This window comes from Luteimonas huabeiensis HB2, assembly GCF_000559025.1.
Classification (GTDB): Bacteria; Pseudomonadota; Gammaproteobacteria; order Xanthomonadales; family Xanthomonadaceae; genus Luteimonas; species Luteimonas huabeiensis.
This window is the reverse complement of record NZ_JAAN01000032.1, coordinates 1-18,220: the sequence shown is the minus strand read 5'-3', so window position 1 is coordinate 18,220 and position 18,220 is coordinate 1. Positions and strand designations below refer to the sequence as shown.

At 74.8% G+C, this 18,220-nt stretch carries 21 protein-coding genes; 13 read left to right on the top strand and 8 right to left on the bottom strand.

Features of this window, described 5'->3' with window-relative positions; all coding sequences use genetic code 11:
* Nucleotides 1–13 precede the first annotated feature (13 nt).
* Both hutI and Z164_RS0113210 read right to left on the bottom strand, forming a co-directional pair.
* Nucleotides 14–1,249, bottom strand: a complete 1,236-nt coding sequence (hutI, locus tag Z164_RS0113215) for an imidazolonepropionase (protein ID WP_024891162.1) — start codon at nucleotides 1,247–1,249, stop codon at nucleotides 14–16.
* Entirely contained in the window at nucleotides 1,239–1,454 is a 216-nt protein-coding gene (locus tag Z164_RS0113210; RefSeq protein ID WP_024891161.1) for a hypothetical protein, read from the bottom strand. Before Z164_RS0113210 ends, hutI begins: the two co-directional genes overlap by 11 nt.
* A 66-nt stretch (nucleotides 1,455–1,520) precedes the next feature.
* Here Z164_RS0113210 and Z164_RS0113205 point away from each other — a divergent pair, with 66 nt between their 5' ends.
* The 4 genes from Z164_RS0113205 (at nucleotide 1,521) to Z164_RS20600 (ending at nucleotide 5,487) form a co-directional block, all read left to right on the top strand.
* Entirely contained in the window at nucleotides 1,521–2,765 is a 1,245-nt protein-coding gene (locus Z164_RS0113205; RefSeq protein ID WP_024891160.1) for a formimidoylglutamate deiminase, read from the top strand.
* A gap of 225 nt (nucleotides 2,766–2,990) precedes the next feature.
* The gene (locus Z164_RS0113200; RefSeq protein ID WP_043690116.1) at nucleotides 2,991–3,470 is read left to right on the top strand and encodes an RNA polymerase sigma factor; all 480 of its coding nucleotides are present in this window, start codon (nucleotides 2,991–2,993) and stop codon (nucleotides 3,468–3,470) included.
* Between the two features lie 14 nt (nucleotides 3,471–3,484).
* A complete protein-coding gene (locus Z164_RS22820) occupies nucleotides 3,485–4,075 on the top strand; it encodes a hypothetical protein (protein WP_024891158.1) in 591 nt (196 codons plus the stop codon).
* Nucleotides 4,076–4,119: 44 nt separating this feature from the next.
* The gene (locus Z164_RS20600; protein WP_024891157.1) at nucleotides 4,120–5,487 is read left to right on the top strand and encodes a serine hydrolase; all 1,368 of its coding nucleotides are present in this window, start codon (nucleotides 4,120–4,122) and stop codon (nucleotides 5,485–5,487) included.
* A 113-nt stretch (nucleotides 5,488–5,600) separates the two neighbouring features.
* Here the strand turns inward: Z164_RS20600 and Z164_RS20595 are convergent, their stop codons facing one another.
* Together Z164_RS20595 and Z164_RS0113180 are read right to left on the bottom strand one after the other, a co-directional pair.
* Nucleotides 5,601–6,206, bottom strand: a complete 606-nt coding sequence (locus Z164_RS20595) for a methylated-DNA--[protein]-cysteine S-methyltransferase (RefSeq protein ID WP_024891156.1) — start codon at nucleotides 6,204–6,206, stop codon at nucleotides 5,601–5,603.
* Complete coding sequence (locus Z164_RS0113180; RefSeq protein ID WP_024891155.1) at nucleotides 6,203–7,714, bottom strand: DNA-3-methyladenine glycosylase 2 family protein; 1,512 nt, start codon at nucleotides 7,712–7,714, stop codon at nucleotides 6,203–6,205. Before Z164_RS0113180 ends, Z164_RS20595 begins: the two co-directional genes overlap by 4 nt.
* Before the next feature lie 122 nt (nucleotides 7,715–7,836).
* Here Z164_RS0113180 and Z164_RS0113175 point away from each other — a divergent pair, with 122 nt between their 5' ends.
* A complete protein-coding gene (locus Z164_RS0113175; protein WP_024891154.1) occupies nucleotides 7,837–8,538 on the top strand; it encodes an aspartate/glutamate racemase family protein in 702 nt (233 codons plus the stop codon).
* 10 nt (nucleotides 8,539–8,548) lie between these two features.
* On the opposite strand, the gene Z164_RS0113170 is transcribed toward Z164_RS0113175, so the two are convergent.
* Nucleotides 8,549–9,811 carry an alkaline phosphatase family protein gene (locus tag Z164_RS0113170; protein ID WP_024891153.1) on the bottom strand — a complete coding sequence of 421 codons (1,263 nt, stop codon included), beginning with the start codon at nucleotides 9,809–9,811 and terminating at the stop codon, nucleotides 8,549–8,551.
* Nucleotides 9,808–10,590, bottom strand: coding sequence for a ThuA domain-containing protein (locus Z164_RS0113165; protein WP_024891152.1), 783 nt, complete (start codon nucleotides 10,588–10,590; stop codon nucleotides 9,808–9,810). Before Z164_RS0113165 ends, Z164_RS0113170 begins: the two co-directional genes overlap by 4 nt.
* 118 nt (nucleotides 10,591–10,708) lie before the next feature.
* Between Z164_RS0113165 and Z164_RS0113160 the strand changes: the two genes are divergently transcribed.
* From Z164_RS0113160 to Z164_RS0113130, 7 genes are all read left to right on the top strand, one after another.
* Complete coding sequence (locus tag Z164_RS0113160) at nucleotides 10,709–11,008, top strand: hypothetical protein (RefSeq protein WP_024891151.1); 300 nt, start codon at nucleotides 10,709–10,711, stop codon at nucleotides 11,006–11,008.
* 253 nt (nucleotides 11,009–11,261) lie between these two features.
* Nucleotides 11,262–11,591, top strand: a complete 330-nt coding sequence (locus Z164_RS0113155; protein WP_024891150.1) for a DMT family transporter — start codon at nucleotides 11,262–11,264, stop codon at nucleotides 11,589–11,591.
* A 324-nt stretch (nucleotides 11,592–11,915) separates the two neighbouring features.
* Nucleotides 11,916–12,236, top strand: a complete 321-nt coding sequence (locus Z164_RS0113150; RefSeq protein ID WP_024891149.1) for a hypothetical protein — start codon at nucleotides 11,916–11,918, stop codon at nucleotides 12,234–12,236.
* Between the two features lie 185 nt (nucleotides 12,237–12,421).
* Nucleotides 12,422–12,928: an MgtC/SapB family protein gene (locus tag Z164_RS0113145; RefSeq protein ID WP_024891148.1), complete on the top strand. Its 507-nt coding sequence runs from the start codon at nucleotides 12,422–12,424 to the stop codon at nucleotides 12,926–12,928.
* 141 nt (nucleotides 12,929–13,069) lie between these two features.
* Nucleotides 13,070–13,309, top strand: coding sequence for a hypothetical protein (locus Z164_RS0113140; protein WP_024891147.1), 240 nt, complete (start codon nucleotides 13,070–13,072; stop codon nucleotides 13,307–13,309).
* 62 nt (nucleotides 13,310–13,371) lie between these two features.
* Nucleotides 13,372–13,761 carry an MAPEG family protein gene (locus tag Z164_RS0113135; protein ID WP_024891146.1) on the top strand — a complete coding sequence of 130 codons (390 nt, stop codon included), beginning with the start codon at nucleotides 13,372–13,374 and terminating at the stop codon, nucleotides 13,759–13,761.
* Between the two features lie 246 nt (nucleotides 13,762–14,007).
* Entirely contained in the window at nucleotides 14,008–15,126 is a 1,119-nt protein-coding gene (locus tag Z164_RS0113130; RefSeq protein ID WP_052338446.1) for a COG3904 family protein, read from the top strand.
* 16 nt (nucleotides 15,127–15,142) lie between these two features.
* Here the strand turns inward: Z164_RS0113130 and Z164_RS0113125 are convergent, their stop codons facing one another.
* Entirely contained in the window at nucleotides 15,143–17,002 is a 1,860-nt protein-coding gene (locus Z164_RS0113125; protein ID WP_024891144.1) for an ABC transporter ATP-binding protein, read from the bottom strand.
* A gap of 77 nt (nucleotides 17,003–17,079) precedes the next feature.
* Nucleotides 17,080–17,655: an NADPH-dependent FMN reductase gene (locus Z164_RS0113120; RefSeq protein ID WP_024891143.1), complete on the bottom strand. Its 576-nt coding sequence runs from the start codon at nucleotides 17,653–17,655 to the stop codon at nucleotides 17,080–17,082.
* 71 nt (nucleotides 17,656–17,726) lie between these two features.
* Between Z164_RS0113120 and soxR the strand changes: the two genes are divergently transcribed.
* Nucleotides 17,727–18,176, top strand: a complete 450-nt coding sequence (soxR, locus tag Z164_RS0113115) for a redox-sensitive transcriptional activator SoxR (RefSeq protein WP_169735573.1) — start codon at nucleotides 17,727–17,729, stop codon at nucleotides 18,174–18,176.
* Nucleotides 18,177–18,220: the final 44 nt, after the last annotated feature.

The following is an 18,220-nucleotide window of genomic DNA, read 5'->3' as shown; positions in this document are numbered from 1 at the left end:
GGCGGGCAGTGGGTCAGGTCGCAGGCGGCGGACCGATGCGGCGGCCGCCGGCGTACACGCCGCGCGCCAGCCGCCCGCCCAGCCAGTAGCCGAGTTCGGCCGGCGCGCGCACGTCCCAGTGCACGAAGTCCGCGCGCAGCCCGGGCCGCAGGCGGCCGCGATCGTCCAGGCCGAGCGCGCGCGCGGCGTGCACGGTGGCGCCGCGCAGCGCTTCCTCGGGGGTGAGCCGGAAATGCGTGCAGGCCAGTTGCATCGCCTGGCGCAGCGACAGCAGCGGCGAGGTGCCGGGGTTGCAGTCGGTGGCCACCGCCATCGGCACGCCGGCGGCGCGGAAGGCGTCCAGCGGCGGCAGCCGCGTCTCGCGCAGCACGTGGAAGGCGCCGGGCAGCAGCACGGCGACGGTGCCGGCGGCCGCCATCGCGCGCACGCCCGCTTCCGAGGTGTGTTCGACGTGGTCGGCCGACAGGCCGCCGAACTCGGCCGCCAGCGCCGCGCCGCCGCCGTCGCTGAGCTGGTCGGCGTGCAGCTTGACCGGCAGCCCCAGCGCGCGCGCGGCCTCGAACACGCGCCGGGTCTGCGCCGGGTCGAAGGCGATGCGCTCGGCGAAGGCGTCCACCGCGTCCACCAGCCCCTCGGCGTGCAGCGCAGGCAGCCAGCCGATGGCCGCGTCGATGTAGTCGTCGGCGCGGCCCGCGTATTCCGGCGGCAGCGCGTGCGCGGCGAGGTAGGTGGTGCGCACCGCGATGCCCAGCGCTTCGCCCACGCGGCGGGCGACGCGCAGCATGCGGCGCTCGCTGTCGAAGTCGAGGCCGTAGCCGGACTTGATCTCCAGCGTGGTCGCGCCGTCGGCCACCAGCGCGCGCGCGCGCGGCAGCGACTCGGCCAGCAGCGCGTCCTCGTCGGCCGCGCGCACCGCGCGCACGCTGGAGAGGATGCCGCCGCCGGCGCGCGCGATCTCCTCGTAGCTGGCGCCCTGCAGGCGCAGCTCGAACTCGGCCGCGCGGTTGCCGGCGAACACCAGATGGGTATGGCAGTCGATCAGCCCCGGGGTGATGCAGCCCGAGGCCTGGACGACCTCGGCGGCCAGCGCTTCCGGCGCGGCCGGCAGCGCGCTGCGGGCACCGGCATGGACCAGCACGCCGTCGCGCCAGCCCAGCGCGCCGTCTTCGATCAGGCCGTAGCCGGCATCGCCGGCCAGGGTGACCAGCGTCGGGCCGACGATCAGCCCGTCCCAGCGCTCAGTCGCCACCGCCGCCTCCGTCGCCGCCGTCCGCCCCGCCCGGGCCGCTGTCGCCGCCGCCGTCGTGACGGTCGTGCGGCAGGCCGCCGCTGCCGACCGTGCCGCCCTCGCGGCCGCGGCGGGCGCCGGGCGCGCGCAGGCGCTCGCGCGCGATCAGCAGCACCAGCGCGACGGCGAGCAGTGAACCGAGGACGACGCCGAGGGCGGTCAGCATGCGCGGCCTGTGAGCGGCGGGGACGACGCGTTAGCCTAGCGCACTCCTCACCGCCAGGCCGTCCCGATGCCCGAACCCGCATCCCCGCAGCCGATCCGCGCCGGCGACGGCTGGCGCCTGCCCGGCATCGCCAACCTGCATTCCCACGCGTTCCAGCGCGCGATGGCCGGACTGGCCGAGCGGCGCACCGATCCCGCCGACTCCTTCTGGACCTGGCGCGAGACCATGTACCGCTTCGCCGAACGGATGACCCCCGACGCGCTGCACGCGGTGGCCGCGCAGGTGTACGCGGAGATGCTCGAGGCTGGCTACACCCGCGTGTGCGAGTTCCACTACGTGCACCATCGCCCGGACGGGCTTCCCTACGACGATCCGGCGGAGATGTCGCTGGCGCTGGTGGCCGCCGCGCGCGAGACCGGTATCCGCCTGACCCTGCTGCCGGTGCTGTACATGGCCGGCGGCTTCGACGGCCGGCCGTTGTCAGCGCGGCAGCGCCGCTTCGGGCACGAGGTGGACGCCTATCTGCGCCTGTTCGAGGCGCTGCGCGCGCGCGAGGACGAGACCCTGCGCGCGGGCGTGGCCCTGCACAGCCTGCGCGCGGTGCCGGAGGCGGCGATGCGCGAGGTGCTCGCGGCGCTGCCGGCGCGCACGCCGGTGCACATCCACATCGCCGAGCAGGTCGGCGAGGTGCAGGACTGCCTGGCGCTGCGCGGCGCCAGGCCGGTGGCATGGCTGCTGGCGAACGCCCCGGTGGACGCGCACTGGACGCTGGTGCACGCCACCCACCTGGACGAGGCGGAGATCGCCGGCATCGCCCGCAGCGGGGCGGTGGTCGCGTTGTGCCCGACGACGGAGGCCAATCTGGGCGACGGGCTGTTCCCGCTGCGCGCCTTCCTCGATGCCGGCGGCCGCTGGGGCGTGGGTTCGGACTCGCAGATCTCGGTGTCGCCGGTGGAGGAACTGCGCTGGCTGGAATACGGCCAGCGGCTGGTCGCCCGCCGCCGCAACATCGCCGTGGGCGCGTCGGAGAGCGTCGGCCAGACGCTGCTGGCCGGCGTCGCCGAGAGCGCGGGCGCGGCGACCGGTTTCGACGAAAGCGACGACTGGCTGCTGCTCGATGCCGATGCCCCGGTCCTCGCCGGCGCGACCGAGCAGGACGTGGCCGACCGCTGGATCTTCAGCGGCAACCGCCCGCTGCTGCGCGAGGCGCACGTGGGCGGGCGGCGCGTGGTCGCCGAGGGGCGGCACCTGCTGGCCGACGCCATCGCCGCCGACTACGGCGCCACGCTGCGCCGGCTGCTGGCGGCCTAAGCGGTAGCCGCGCTCGCCCGCGGCTCGCGGGCCGCGCGGAGCGTCGCCCCCGCCGGGCCAGGCGGATGTCGCGCCGCTGCCGCCGAGCGCGGCGCGTCCCGCAGGGACGGGCGGGCGGCATGGCAGCCGCCCGCGGCGTTCGGGCATCGGCAGGTTCCGCCGCGGGCAATGAAAATCCACGCGCCCCGGTGCGACCAATCCTAGCGAGCCCGCCGGACTGCGACCATGAGCGCGATGGACACCGAAGCCGCCTTCACCGCGATGCTGCAGGCGAACCAGCCGGCCCTGGTGCGGCTGGCGCGCCGCTATGCGGGCCCGCAGGACTGGCAGGACCTGCTGCAGGACATGCACCTGCAGCTGTGGCGCAGCTTCGCGGGCTTCGAGGGCCGCGCGCAGCGCTCGACCTGGGTGTATCGGGTCGCGCTCAATACCGCGCTGTCGCACGTGCGCCGCCCGCGGCGCGAGCACCGGCCGCTGGACGAGGCGGCGGAGCCGGCCGACGCCGGGCACCCGCTGGATCCGCTGGACGTGCTCGACGCCTTCCTGGCGACGCTGGATCCGGTGCAGCGCAGCGTGCTGCTGCTGGATCTCGAGGGCCTGTCGCGCGAGCAGATCGCCGAGGTGCTGGGGTCGACCCCGAACGCGGTGGCGATCCGCATGACCCGCCTGCGGCAGGCCTACGAAACCCGATTCGTGAACGATTGACCCGGAGGACGACGATGGACTGGGAGCGGATCCGAGAGGCGTGGCAGCGCCAGCCGACCGACGGCGCTGCGCAGACCGTCTCGCTGCAGTCGCTGCGCGAGCGCGATCGCGCCCTCGCGCGTGCCGTGCGCACGCGCGACCGGGTGGAGGCGGTGGCCGCCGTCCTGGTGCTGGCGTTCTTCGCCCTGGTCGGCGTCGCCGCGGGGCTGCGCGGTGCCTGGTGGGTGGCCGCGTCCGCGGCGTGGATCGCGGCCTGGGCGGCGTGGCTGCCGTGGACGCTGCGCCGTGCGCGGCATGCGGTGCCCGAGGCGGCGCCCGACCAGCCGCTGGTGCTCCATCTGCAGCGCCGGCGCGACGCCGCGCTGGTGCAGGCGCGCCTGCTCGACCGCGCGTGGCGATGGTACGTCGCGCCGCCGATGCTCGGCGCGAGCGCGTTCGTCCTCGCCTCCAGCGGGCCCACCCCCGGCGCGCTGATCACCATCGCCGCGTTCGTGGCGTTCGGCATGCTCGCGGTCTGGCTGAACCGCCGTGCCGCGAAGGACTTCCACGCGCACGCGGCCGCGCTGCAGCGGCAGATCGATCCGCTCGCCGGCGACTCGGCCTGACCTCGCGCCTTTCCCGTGTCCCAACCCGTCCAGGAGGATCCGCCATGCCGAAGTTCCGACCGCTCGCCGCCGCCCTGCTGCTGTGCGCCGGCGCCGCGCAAGCCGATGCCGACCAGGCCCTGCGGCTCGCGCTGGACCATCGCCTCGACGGCGACGCCAGCGGCGCCTGCGTCGCCGCCGCGGTGATCGACGGCGACCGTGTCGCCCGCGCCTGGCGCTGCGCAGATCCAGCGCAGTCGTCGAGGATCGGGCCCGACGCGGCGTTCGAGATCGGCTCCGTCGCCAAGACCATGACCGGCGCGCTGTTGGCCGACCTGATCGCGCAGGGCCGCGCCTCGCTGGACGATCCGCTGGCCGCCTACCTGCCGGAGGGCACGGCGGTGCCGGACCACTCGGGCCAGCCGATCCTGCTGCGCCACCTCGTCGCCCACACCTCCGGGCTGCCGCGCCTGCCGCCGGGGATGGACCTGTCGGACCCGGCCGATCCCTACGCCGCGCTGGACGTCGCCACGCTGCTGGCCGCGCTGCAGGACACGCCCCTGGCGCAGGCCCCGGGCGAGCGCTTCGAGTATTCCAACTTCGGCTACATGCTGCTGTCCTACGCGCTCGCGCATCGCGCCGGCGAGGACCTGGAGGCGCTGCTGCGCGCGCGCCTGTTCGCGCCGCTGGGCATGGACGGCGCCTACGTCGCGACGCCGCCGGACGGCGTGCGCCCGGCCCAGGGCCACCTGCCGGGCGGGGAGGCGACGCCGGCCTGGCGCTTCGCCCCGGCACTGGCCGGGGTCGGCGGCGTGCGCGCCACGCTCGACGACATGGTGCGCTACGCGCAGGCCCAGCTCGGCCAGGCCGAGGCGCCGATCGCCGCGGCGCTGGTGCAGGCCCAGCAGCCGATCGCCGGGGCGGCGGAGCAGCCGATGGCGATGGGCTGGCTGCTCGCGCCCTTCGACGGCCGCGTCCTGCACCTGCACGAGGGCGGTACCGGCGGTTTCTCCGCCTTCGTCGGTTTCGAGCGCGCGCGCGGCCGCGCGGTGGTGCTGCTGTCGGATACCGCGCTGTACTCCCACGGCGGGTTGGAACCGCTCGGCCTGCACCTGCTCGACGCGCGCTTCCCGGCGCCCGGCGCGCGCCGCCCGGCCGCCGCGCCGATGCCGGCCCCCGAGATGCTGCGCGCCTACGCCGGCATCTATCCGCTGGCGCCGGGCTTCGAGCTGAGCGTGCGCGAGCGCGACGGCGGGCTGTTCGCGCAGGCCACCGGACAGGGCGAATTCGCGCTGGACGCCACCGGCGAGGCCGACCGCTTCGAGGCCGCCGCCTACGGCATCGAGATCCGTTTCCTGCGTGGCGCCGACGAAGCCGTGACCGCGCTGGAACTGCACCAGGGCGGCCAGACGCTGCACGGCGAGAAGCGCTGAGCGTCCCGGGCGGGCCGGCCCGCCGGCCGGGGCCACGACCGCAACGTCCTGGCGATGCCTGGGTGCGGTGGCCCGGAAGTCGCGCTGGCCGGCGCACGCGTGCGAGCGCGGCGCTACCCGGTGCGGATTCGACCGCCCGGGCGGGAAGCGCCCGCCGGGCCCGGCGGTGCGTTCGCGGAGACACGCGGCACGGGCTCGCGCACGCCCGGTTGGGCATGGCCTGCGAACGGGATGCCGCGCGGCAGCGCGCCTTCGAGTTCCAGCAGGAAGCGCTTGGTCGGCAGGCCGCCGCCGAAGCCGGTCAGCGCGCCGTCGGCGCCGATGACGCGGTGGCAGGGCAGCACGATCGGCAGCGGGTTGCGGCCGTTGGCGGCGCCCACCGCGCGGGTCGCGCTGGGGCGGCCGACACGGGCGGCCAGTTGCGCATAGCTTGCGGTCGCGCCGTAGGGGATGTCGGCCAGCGCCTGCCACACGGCGAGCTGGAACGGCGTGCCGTGCGGGGCCAGCGGCAGGTCGAAGCGGCGCAGCGTGCCGGCGAAGTAGGCGTCGAGCTGCGCGCGCGCGGCGTCGATCAGCGGATGCGGGCCGGCGCGCCAGTCGCCGAGGCGGCGCACCGGGCGGCGGTTGTCGGGGAACTCGATCGCGTGCAGGCCGGCATCGGAGGCGGCGACCAGCAGCGCGCCGACCGGGCTGGGAAGGTGGGCGTAGCGGACGCTCATGCGGCGCTCCTGGAGGCGGCGGGGTGGGAAGGTGCGGGCGCGGCGGCCATGGCCTCGTGCCAAAGCGCGATCACCGCGTAGCCGCGCCAGGGGCGCCAGGCTTCGGCGCGGGCCGACAGCGCGCGGGCGCCGAGGCGGGTGCCGTCCGCCGGCACGGTACGCTGCAGGATGAGGTCTTCGGCGGGAAAGGCGTCGGGGTGCCCGAGCGCGCGCAGCGCGATGTACTGCGCGGTCCACGGCCCGATCCCCGGCAACGCGGTCCAGCGCGCGACGAAGTCGTCCAGTGGAGCGTCCGCGGCGAAATCGACCCGGCCTTCGCGCACCGCGCGGGCGATGCCGCGCACGGCCTGCGCGCGGGCGCGGGTCAGGCCGAAGCCGTCGGGATCGGCCTCGGACAGCGCCTCCACACTGGGGAACAGGTGGCCGAAGCCCTGCGCGGCGAGCGGCGCCGGCAACGCGGCGCCGTGCGCGGCGGCCAGGCGCGCGGTCAGGGTGCGCGCGGCGGCCACGCTGACCTGCTGGCCGATCACCGCGCGCACCGCGATCTCGAAGCCGTCCCAGCCGCTGGGAATGCGCAGCCCCGGGTGCGCGCGCAGCAGCGGCGCGAGCCGGGGATCGCGCCCCAGCACCGATGCGATCGCATGCGGGTCGGCGTCGAGGTCGAACATGCGCCGCACGCGCTGCACGATGCCCAGCAGGCCGCCGGTGGCCGCGCCGTGCACTTCCAGCCGCAGCGCATGCGCGGGCGCGGGCCAGCGGCCGACGCGCAGCCAGCCGGTGCCGCCATCGTGGCCGAACGCCCGCGCGTAGGTGCGCGCATCGACCCGCTCGACGCCGGGCAGCGCGCGGCCGCGGAAGAACGCCAGCACGGCGTCGAAGTCGTAGGGCGGCCGGTAGCCCAGCCGCAGCACCAGCGGGCCGTCCTGCACCGCCGGCAGTTGCCGGCGCAGGTCGCGCGGGGCCAGGCCGTAGGCCTGGCGGAAGGCGGCGTTGAAGCGCCGCAGGCTGCCGAAGCCCGCCTCCATCGCCACCGTGGTGACCGGCAGCGCGGTCTCGGTCAGCAGCTGCTTGGCGAACAGCAGGCGCCGGGTGGTATGCACCGCGTTCGGCGCCGCGCCCAGGCGCACGACGAACAGCCGGCGCAACTGGCGCTCGCCCAGGTGCAGGCGCGCGGCCAGCGCGGCGAGCGATCCCTCCGCCAGCGCGCCCTGGTCGATCAGCTTCAGCGCCCGTGCCACCGCTTCGTCGCCGCGGCGCCAGGACCCCTCGCCGGGGGCCAGTTCCGGCCGGCAGCGCAGGCAGGGGCGGAAGCCGGCGGCCTCGGCCGCCGCGGCGCTGGGGTAGTAGCGCACGTTGCCCGGCTTCGGTGCCGGCGCCGGGCACACCGGCCGGCAGTAGATGCCGGTGGTGCGCACCGCGGTGAAGAACAGCCCGTCGAAGCGGGCGTCGCGGCTCAACCGCGCGCGCTCGCAGACCTGGGCATCGGGCATGGCGGCGGCAGCGGGCATGGCGGCAGACTAGCACCGGGGCCCTGGCGGAACCGGCCGCTTTCGGACATGGATGCGCGGGCGGATCGCGCCGCAGCCGCGCGTGTGCGATAAGGCGGGCAGGCGGACACGGGAGGCGGGCGATGCGCACGGCGCGAACGATCGGACTGATCGGCGGGATGAGCTGGGAATCGACCCTGCCGTACTACCGCATCGTCAACCGCACGGTGCGCGAGCGCCTGGGCGGCCTGCACTCGGCGCGGGTGCTGCTGTACAGCGTGGATTTCCACGAGATCGAGGCGCTGCAGCGCGCGGGCGACTGGAGCGGCGCCGGCGAGGCGATGGCGGACGCGGCGCGGCGCCTGCAGCGCGGCGGCGCCGACTTCCTGGTGCTGTGCACCAACACCATGCACATCGTCGCCGAGGCGATCGAGGCGGCGGTGCCGTTGCCGCTGCTGCACATCGCCGATCCCACCGCCGATGCGCTCGCCGCCGCCGGCATCCGCCGGGTCGGCCTGCTGGGCACCCGCTTCACCATGGAGCAGGCGTTCTACCGCGAGCGGCTGGAGCGGCACGGCCTGGAGGTGCTGGTGCCCGACGCGGCCGCGCGCGGCCAGGTGCACCGGGTGATCTACGAGGAACTGTGCCGCGGGGTGATCCGCGACGCGTCCCGCGCGGCCTATCGCGAGGTGCTGGCCGGGCTCGCCGCGCGCGGCGCCGAGGGCGCGATCCTGGGCTGCACCGAGATCTCGTTGCTGGTGGGCGCGGACGATGCGCCGATGCCGCTGTTCGACACCACCGAGCTGCACGCGCGCGCCGCGGCGCTGCGCAGCCTCGGCGCGTAGGTGTGCGCCGCTACGGGCGCGTGGCCGTGCCCTGCTCGCGCAGCGCCGGCAGCAGGGTGCGCACGTCGCCGTCGTGCGGCTGCGGCGCGATGCCCAGCAGGCGCGCCAGCAGCGGGTAGACATCGACGTTGTCGAAGCCGGGCAGGGTGGCGCCTCGCCGGAACGACGGCCCGCGGGCGATGAAGATCGCGCGCATCTGCGGCAGGTCCGGGTCGTAGCCGTGCGATCCGCGCATGCGCGCGGGACGCTGCGCCAGCGCCTGCCGCGGCACCGCGTCCCAGCCCAGGTGCATCTGGCACACGATCGGCGGCACCCGCGGGTGCGTGCCGTAATGCCAGCGCGCCGGCAGCTCGCCCTTGCGCCAGCAGTCGTACTGCGCGTGCGCGCCGAGCAGGGCGGCCTCGGCCTCCGCCTCGCGACCGGGCCGCGGGCGGAAGCCGATCACCTGGCCCGCGCTCACCACCTCGGCGAGCGCGGGATCGGCCATGTCCTCCACCGCGATCGCCTGGCCCGGAGGCACCTCGGCCATGCCGTGGTCGGAGACGACGAGGATGTCGACCCGGTCCTCCAGCCCGCGCGCGCGCAGGCCGTCGAACAGCGTGCCGAGCGCGGCGTCCACCTGCGCCAGCGCCGCGTGCAGCTCGGGCGAGTCCGGGCCGTAATGGTGGCCGGCGAAGTCGGGGTGCTCGAAGTAGAGCGTCGCCAGCCGCGGGCGCGTGGACGCCGGCTCCGAGAGCCAGCCCAGCACCTCGGCCACGCGGGTCTCGTGCGGCAGGCTGTCGTCGAAGGGCCGCCAGCGGGTCGGCCGCACGCCCTGCACGTCGGCCTCGGAGCCCGGCCAGAACAGCGTGGCCGTCGGCAGGCCCGCGCGCTCGGCGGAGACCCAGATCGGCTCGCCGCCCCACCAGCGCCCGTCGGAGACCGCGTCGCGATCCTTCAGCGCGAAGCGCCCGAGCGCCTCGTCCTGCATGACGTTGTGGACCAGGCCGTGGCGGTCCGGGCGCATCCCGGTCACCAGGGTGTAGTGGTTGGGGAAGGTCAGCGCGGGATACGACGGGCGCATCCACGCCGCGCGCACGCCCTCGCGCGCGAGGCGGTCGATGTGCGGGGTATGGCCCTGGCCGAGCATGTCGGGGCGCACCCCGTCCAGCGAGATCAGCAGCAGGGTGGGCGGGCCATCGGCGGCCGACGAGGCGGGCAGAGCCGGGGACGTAGCGCAAGCGGCGAGCAGGCAGGCCGCGAAGGCGGCCGCCAGGAAACGGAACGGCATCATCCGCCCATGATAGGCCGGCGAGGTGACAGTTGGTCGCAACGCGCGACGGTGCCGGCGACGTAGCGCAGGCCCGCCAGCAGGTGCGCGCGGAACACCGGGTCGGCGTAGAGCGCGGCATCGTGGCCGAGGCCGCTGTACCAGGCGCGGCCGCCCAGGCGCTCGTGGCACCACGCGATCGGGTGGTCGGCGCCCATGCCGCCGCCGTCGGCACGCTCGTGCAGCGTGGCGATCACCCGCACCCAGGGGCGCGGGTTGCGGTGGAAGTCGTACAGCTCGTCCTCGATCCGCCACGGGCCGTGGGCGGCCTCCACCGCCGGGTCCTCGAAGCGCACGCGCGCGCGCTGCAGGCCGGGCGGGTGGCTGCGGAACCAGGCGCCCACCAGCTCGCCGTAGAACGGCCAGTCGTGGCCGGTGTCGGCGGCCGAGTGCAGGCCGAGGAAGCCGCCGCCGTCGCGCACGTAGGCCTCGAACGCGGCGCGCTGCGCCTCGTCGAGCAGGTTGCCGGTGGTGAGCGCGAACGCCACCGCGCGGTAGCGCGCGAGCCGCTCCGGCGCGAACGCCGCGGGGTCCTCGCCGTGCTCGACGGCCAGGCCCGCCTCGCCCGCCAGCGCGCGCAGCGTCTCGACCGCGAGCGGGATGGTGTCGTGGCGGAACCCCTCGGTGCGGGTGAACACGAGGATCGTCGGCGCCGGCGGCGCATCGCCGGGCGAGGCGGCCGGCGATGGTGCGCACGCGGCGCCCAGGGCGATCGCGGCAAGGCAGGCGGCGGTCCGGAGCATGGCGTGTTCCCGGCCGTGCACGCAGGTGACGGCGCGCTAAATGCGGCCGGCGCGTGCACATGCGTGCGCGGGGTGCGCGCGCTATCGTCCAGCCTACACATATCCCCGGAGGTGATCCATGAAACGTCTGCTGCTGGCGACCGCCTTGATGGGCCTGGCGTTCGGCGCTTTCGCGCAGCAAGCCGAGCCGGAGGAAGAGGCGCGCCTGTCGCGTGCCGAGCGCGCGGCGGCCAACGAGCGCTTCTGCATCCAGGAGACCGGTTCGCGGATCGTGGCCACGCGCAACGCGCGCAGCCGCGGCGAGCGCGATGCCTGCGTGAGCGCGGGCGGTCGCGTGTATACCCGCGAGGAGATCGACCGCACCGGCAGCGCCGACATGCGCGACGCGCTGCGCCGGCTGGACCCGTCGATCCGCTGAGCCCGCGCTGGCCCGGCGTTCGCCCGATGCCCGGCTCCGGCCGGGCATCGTCGTTGTGGGCGCAGGTGCGGCCCATGGGGCGCTCTGTCGAGCGACGCGGCCATGGTCCTTTCGCGCGGGCGGGCGCGCACCGGGCCGGCGTCGGCGTGGCATCGATCCACCGGGCCGCAGGCCATTTCCCGGCTCTGGAGGCGGGGCCGCGCGTGCGGACGCATGTGCGACCATGCGTGCCCCCCGTCGTCGGAGCCCGCGCATGAACTGGCTGTATCTCGCCGTCGCCATCGTCGCCGAGGTGATCGCGACCTCGATGCTCAAGGCCAGCGATGGTTTCAGCCGGCTCTGGCCCTCGCTGATCGTGGTGGTGGGCTACGGGGTGGCGTTCTATTGCCTGTCGCTGACGTTGCGCACGATCCCGGTCGGCATCGCCTACGCGGTCTGGTCCGGCGCGGGCATCGTGCTGGTCTCGCTGGTCGCCTGGCTGGGCTTCGGGCAGAAGCTCGATGCGCCGGCGGTGGCGGGCATCGCCCTGATCGTGGCGGGGGTGATGGTGCTGAACCTGTTCTCGCGCTCCATCGCGCACTGAGCGCCCCCGTGCCGCCCGGTGGCCGGTCCGAGCCGGAGTCGGAGTCGGAGTCGGAAACAGGCCCTGGGCTGTATCGGCATCCAGCGCGCGAAAGGCCCTCGCCTGGAGGTGCGCTGGGGCACGCCGCAGGCGTGCAAACGCGCCCTCATCCGGCGCTGCGCGGGAGAAGGGACGACATGGGCCCGCTTGCGGGAGAAGGGACGACATGACCCCGCTTGCGGGAGCAGGGACGGTTTCGACGCTGCAGGTCGAATGTCGATACGCCCTGGGCCGCCGCGTCGACAGGCCCTAGACTCGCATCGGCCTCGGAATCCGGGAAGACGCATGGCGACCCTCTCCTCGCCCGTCGGGCTGGCGCTGCTGGTGGCGCTGACCGCCGTGCCGCTGCGGCTCGGCGCGAGCCTGGTGCGCGCGCGCCGGCGCAGCTTCGGCTACGCGCTGCTGGGCACCCTCGCGCTGGGCGCGCTCTGGCGCGGGCTGGAGAGTCTGGGCTGGGCGCCGGTCGCCTGCGGCCTGGTCCTGGTCGCGGTGGGCGGCGCGCTGCTGGCGCTGATCCATGGCACCGGCCTGCTGCGCGGGGCGCTGCTGGCAGCCGGCGTGGTCGCGGTGCATCTCGCGCTCGCCCCGGCCCTCGCCGGGTTATAGGCCCAGGGCGGCATCCGACCGTCCGCACGACGCGTCGACGCGCCAGGGCCGCGGGTCCTCACCCGCCGCCGACCGCACCGGGGCTAACGTCGCCCGGTCTCGTGAGGAGGTCCGATGGCGTACCCAGCCCCTGCGCAATGCCTGCGCCCGCCGCCCGCGCCGCGCCGCCCGGAGGGCGGTGGCCGATGAGCGCGCTCGACGAGATCGGCCGGGCGCTCGCGGACGAGTTCTCGCTGCCGGGCGCGGGCGAGATGACCGTGATCGTGGCGCGGGTGCTGACCGCGGCGGTGCTGGGCGGGATCATCGGCTGGGAACGCGAGCAGAAGGGGCGCGCCGCCGGGCTCAAGACCCATATCCTGGTCTCGATCGGCTCCGCGCTGTTCGTGCTGGCGCCGCTGCTGTACGGGATCGACGGCGCCGAGGTCACGCGGGTGATGCAGGGCATCGTCTCCGGCATCGGGTTCCTGGGCGCCGGCGCGATCCTGAAGCTCGATCGCGGCGAACGCATCGAAGGCCTGACCACGGCGGCGGGCATCTGGATGACCGCGGCGATCGGCATGGCCGCCGGCATGGGGCAGGAGTGGGTGGCGGCGATCACCACCGTGGTCGCCTTCATCGTCGTCAGCCTGCTGCCGCGCGTGGCCCACCAGGACGACGGCGCCCGGACGTCGATCGACAACCACGACGGTTAGAGGGGGGCATGCCCGGCGAGGCGGGGCCGCACGCCGGAGGACGCGACGCGTTCCAGCCGGGCAGGCGCGTTGCCCGGCCGTTCACGACGGCGTTTCGCGTTCCGGGGCATGCTATGCCCATTCACTTCGAGGGGGGCAGGCATGAGCGCAGGGCAGGGTTCCACCGGCAACGTCATCGCCGCGATCTGCAGTTTCTTCGTCCCGGGCCTGGGCCAGCTGTTCCAGGGGCGGGTGCTGTCGGCGATCCTGTGGTTCGTGAGCGCGTGCGTGGCCTTCGCCGTCACCTGGTTGCTGACCCTGTCGCTGCTGCCCTTCGGCTGGTTCGTGGTCAGCATCTTCGCCTGCGTCAACGCCGCGCTGTATCGCCGGCCGGCCGGCTGACGCCGGCGCGCGATCCCGCTTCCCGCCCGCCACCACCGCAGACGCCCATGCCCATCGAATCCCTGCCCGTCGAGATCCGCGTGCTCGCCTGGTCCGTGCTGCTGGGCCTGCTGCAGGTATGGGTGGCCGCCACGGCGGCCACCCGCGAGCGCGGCCTGCGCTGGAACGCCAGCGCGCGCGACGGCCAGGCCGCGCCGCTGGGCCCGCTGGCCGGCCGGCTCGACCGCGCGCGGCGCAACTTCCTCGAAACCTTCCCGTTCTTCGCCGCGGCGGCGCTGGCCGTGGTGGCGACGGGCCGTGGCGACGACCAGACCGCGCTGGGCGCGCAGCTCTATTTCTGGGCGCGGGTGGCCTACGTGCCGCTGTATGCCGCCGGCGTGCCCTACCTGCGCTCGCTGGTCTGGCTGGCCTCGCTGGCGGGCCTGCTGCTGGTGCTCGCCGGCTTGCTGTAGGGCGCCGCGTTTTCCGCCGCCGCGCGCCCGGCCGGCCGAGCGCCTCGCGGCGTTGCATCTCGATCGCATGGCGCATCGCGCCGGGGCCTGGCGGCCCCGCTGCCGCAGCCCGTGAGATCTCGCCGGGGCGCCCGCGGCCCGGTCTGCGGACGATTCACTCGGGGTTCGCCCGTCCCGCGGCGCGGGCACTACACTGGCCGTTCCCTGCCGCCCGGCCGACCCGGAGCTTTCCGTCGTATGCGCGTGATGTCCTGGCGGGTCCTGCCCTGCCTCGTCCTGTTGCTGGCCGCCTGCGCGCGACCCGAGCCGGCATCGGAGGCGCCGTTGCTGGAGACGGTGCCGTTGGCCGGTCCCGAGGACGGCGGTGCGTTCAGCGTCGCGCCGGTGGAGCCGGCGCCGCCCGAGGATGCCGCGCCGGCGCCGCCGGCGCCCGCGCCCGAGCCGGCAGGCGTCGACTGGTCCGACCTGGCGCTGGAGTCCGGACGCGCCTCCGTGAGCTGCGAGCTGGATTACCTCTCCCGCGGCGATGGCGAGCCGCTGCCCGACCTGACCCACGGCGCGATCGAGCACGCGCTGCAGCCTTGCGCCGAACGCGGGGTGATGCGGCTGCGCTACGACGGCCGCATCGCCGCGGACTTCACCGCGCTGGTGCAGCGGGTGGCGACGGTGGCCGACGAGCTGGGCATCGGCAAGCGCGTGCTCGACATCGCCTCGGTGGGCGGCCAGGTGGAGGAGGCGATCCGCGCCGGCGACTTCATCGCCGAATCGCGCTGGACGATCTGGGTACGCGAAGGCTCCTCCTGCCACAGCGCCTGCGTGTTCGTGCTCACCGCCGGCGATACGCGCCTGATCACCGGCCGCGTGGGCATCCACCGCATCATCCGCATGAGCTCCACCGCGACCACGCGTGCCGAACTCAACGCCGAGCTGCGCGCGGTCTACGATCGCGTGCGCAGCTATCTGGAACGCAACGGCGCGGCGGTCGCGGTCGCGGACCTGATGATGGCGGTGCCCAACCGCAGCCTGCGCCTGCTCACGCCCGAGGAACTGCAGCTGTACGGCCTGGACGGCGTGAACCCGGCCCAGGACGACCTGGACCGGCTGCGGCTGATGCGCAAGTGCGGCGAGGATTTCGTCAGCCGGCGCGACTCCTTCACCCGCGCCTTCGACGTGCGCTGCAAGGCGCCCAACACCGATCTCGACGCGCTTAACGCCTGCGGGCTGGAACTGCGCCAGCGGTTCGGTTTTCCCGACGAGACCTGCCCGGCCGAAAGCCCGCTGTCGGAGTTCGACGTCGGCACCGGCCTGGTGCTGGCGCCGCCGCCGCGCCCCGAGCCGCTGGGGCAGCAGGGCGGCGGCGGCTGAGCGCGTCGTCCGCGGCTCAGGGCGCCGGCGCCGCGCGCGCGGCGGCCTCGCCGGGATCGATGAAGCCGCCGGACTGCCGCGCCCAGAGCTGCGCGTAGATGCCGCCCGCGGCGATGAGGGTCTCGTGGGTGCCTTCCTCGACAATCCGGCCCTGCTCCATCACGATCAGGCGGTCCATCGCCGCGATCGTCGACAACCGGTGGGCGATGGCGATGACGGTCTTGCCCTCCATCAGCGTGGCCAGGTTCTCCTGGATCGCCGCCTCCACTTCGGAATCCAGCGCCGAGGTGGCCTCGTCGAGGACCAGGATCGGCGCGTTCTTCAGCAGCACCCGCGCGATCGCGATGCGCTGGCGCTGGCCGCCGGACAGCTTCACCCCGCGCTCGCCGACGTGGGCGTCGTAGCCGCGGCGGCCCTGCGCGTCGGTCAGGCCGAGGATGAAGTCGTGGGCGCGGGCCTGCCTGGCCGCTTCGATCATCTCCGCCTCGCTCGCGTCCGGGCGGCCGTAGAGGATGTTCTCGCGCACCGAGCGGTGCAGCAGCGAGGTGTCCTGGGTGACCACGCCGATCTGCGCGCGCAGGTCGTCCTGGGGCACCCGCGCGATGTCGCGGCCGTCGATGCGGATCGCGCCGGATTCGCAATCGTGCAAGCGCAGCAGCAGGTTGACCAGGGTGGACTTGCCGGCGCCGGAGCGGCCGACCACGCCGATCTTCTCGCCCGGGCGCACGTGCAGGTCCAGCCGGTCGATCACGCCGCCGCCCTTGCCGTAGTGGAAGCCGACGCCGTCGAACACGATGTCGCCGCGCACCTGCGGCAACGGCTGCGCATCCGGCGCGTCGTCGACGGTGGGCGCCAGCGAGATCGAGTTGATGCCGTCGCGCACGGTGCCGATGTTCTCGAACAGCGCCGACATCTCCCACATGATCCATTGCGACATGCCGAGGATGCGCAGCACGAAGGCGATCGCCACCGCGATCGCGCCGGTGGTCACCGCGCCCTGCATCCACAGCCAGATGCCCAGCGCCGCCACCGCGAACAGCAGCAGCATGTTGAGGGCGTAGTTGAGCGCGGTGTACCAGGTCGACAGGCGCATCTGCCGGTGCACGGTGTCCAGGAACCCGGACATCGCCTCGCGGGCGTAGGCCTGTTCGCGCTGCGAGTGCGAGAACAGCTTGACGGTGGCGATGTTGGTGTAGCTGTCGACGATGCGGCCGGTCATGACCGAGCGCGCGTCGGCCTGCTGGGTGGCGACCCGGCTCAGGCGCGGCACGAAGTAGCGCATCATGCCGCCGTAGGCCAGCAGCCAGACCGCGAACGGCAGCATCAGCCGCCAGTCCGCCGAGGCCGCCACCGCCAGTGCGCCGCCCAGGTAGACCACGACGTAGACGCCGACGTCGAGCAGCTTGACCACCGTCTCGCGCACCGCCAGCGAGGTCTGCATCAGCTTGGTCGCGATGCGCCCGGCGAACTCGTCCTGGAAATAGCTCATCGACTGCCGCAGCAGGTAGCGATGCACGTTCCAGCGGATGCGCATCGGGTAGTTGCCGAGCAGGGTCTGGTGGATGACCAGCGAGTACAGCAGGTTGAGCGCCGGCAGCAGCACCAGCACCAGCGCGCTCATCCACAGCAGGGCGCCGCCCTCCGTGCCGAGGAACTCGGCGGGCGTGCGCTCGGCCAGCCGGTCGACCAGGGAGCCGACGAAGGCGTACATGACCACTTCGGCCGCGGCGACCGCGGCGGCCAGCGCCGCCATCAGCGCCAGCCAGCCCTCCGCGCCGCGGGTGTAGTGGCGGCAGAACGAGAGCAGCCCGCGCGGCGGCTGCACCGGCGGGGCGGGCGGGAAGGGGTCGAGTCGGGTTTCGAACCAGCGGAGCATGGACGGTTCCGGAAAGGCGGCGCGCCGCCCGGGGCGGGGCGGCGCGTCGGCGAAGGACGGTGGCGGGCGTCGGCGGCTCACGCCGCGTTCGCGCGGTAGGGCCGTTCCGCGCGCGCCCGGCGCAGCGCGACGGCCCACCAGTGCAATTGTGCCAGCATCGCCTGCATGGCCCGTCCACACGCCTGCGCATCGGGCGGTCGGCCCGATGCGTCGAAGCGCGCGGCGGCGCCCGGCAACAGCAGGCTGTCGTGCACCGGCACCGCGTGCAGCGCGCAGAACACCTGCCGCAGCTGCTCGATGGCGCGCAGCCCGCCGGAATGCCCGCCATAGCCGACGAAGGCCGCCGGCTTGGCCTGCCACTCGGCGTGCGCGGCGTCGAGGGTCTGCTTCAGCGGCGCCGGGTAGCCGTGGTTGTATTCCGGCGCGACCACGAGGAAGGCGTCCGCCGCCGCCAGGCGCCGGCGCAGGCGCAGGGTGGGCGGGTCGGGCTCCGGCGGCAGCGAGGCGGGCAGGCCGAGCGTGCGCGGATCCAGGACGTCCATCTGGTAGCCGCCGTGCCGCGCCACCTCGTCGAGGACCCAGGCGGCCACGGTGTCGCAGAAGCGGGGCGTGCGGTTGCTGCCCAGCAGCAGGGCGAGGCGGATCGGGGCCATGGGCGTCGCGCTTGCGGTGAAGGGGCGCGCAGGTTAAAACCTCGACAATTGTTGAGGTCAAGGAGGCGGGCATGGCGCCGGCACGATCGGTGCGGGAACTCACGGTGGGCGAACTGGCCGCGCGCAGCGGGGTGGCGGTGTCCGCGCTGCACTTCTACGAGAAGAAGGGGCTGATCCGCAGCCTGCGCACCGCCGGCAACCAGCGCCGCTACCCGCGCGACGTGCTGCGCCGGGTCGCAGTGATCAAGGTCGGCCAGCGCGCCGGCGTGCCGCTGGCGGAGATCCGCGCCGCCCTGGAAACGTTGCCGGACGGGCGCACGCCGACCGTGGCCGACTGGTCGCGGCTGTCGCGGCGCTGGCGCGCGGAGCTCGACGAGCGCATCCAGCGGCTGCTGCACCTGCGCGACGACCTGGACGGCTGCATCGGCTGCGGCTGCCTGTCGCTGAAGGTCTGCCCGCTGCGCAACCCCGAGGACCGGCTGGGCGAGGACGGCGCCGGGCCGCGCCTGATCGAGCCCTAGGCCGTATCGACATTCGGCGCGCGGAAGCGGCCCTCATCCGGCGC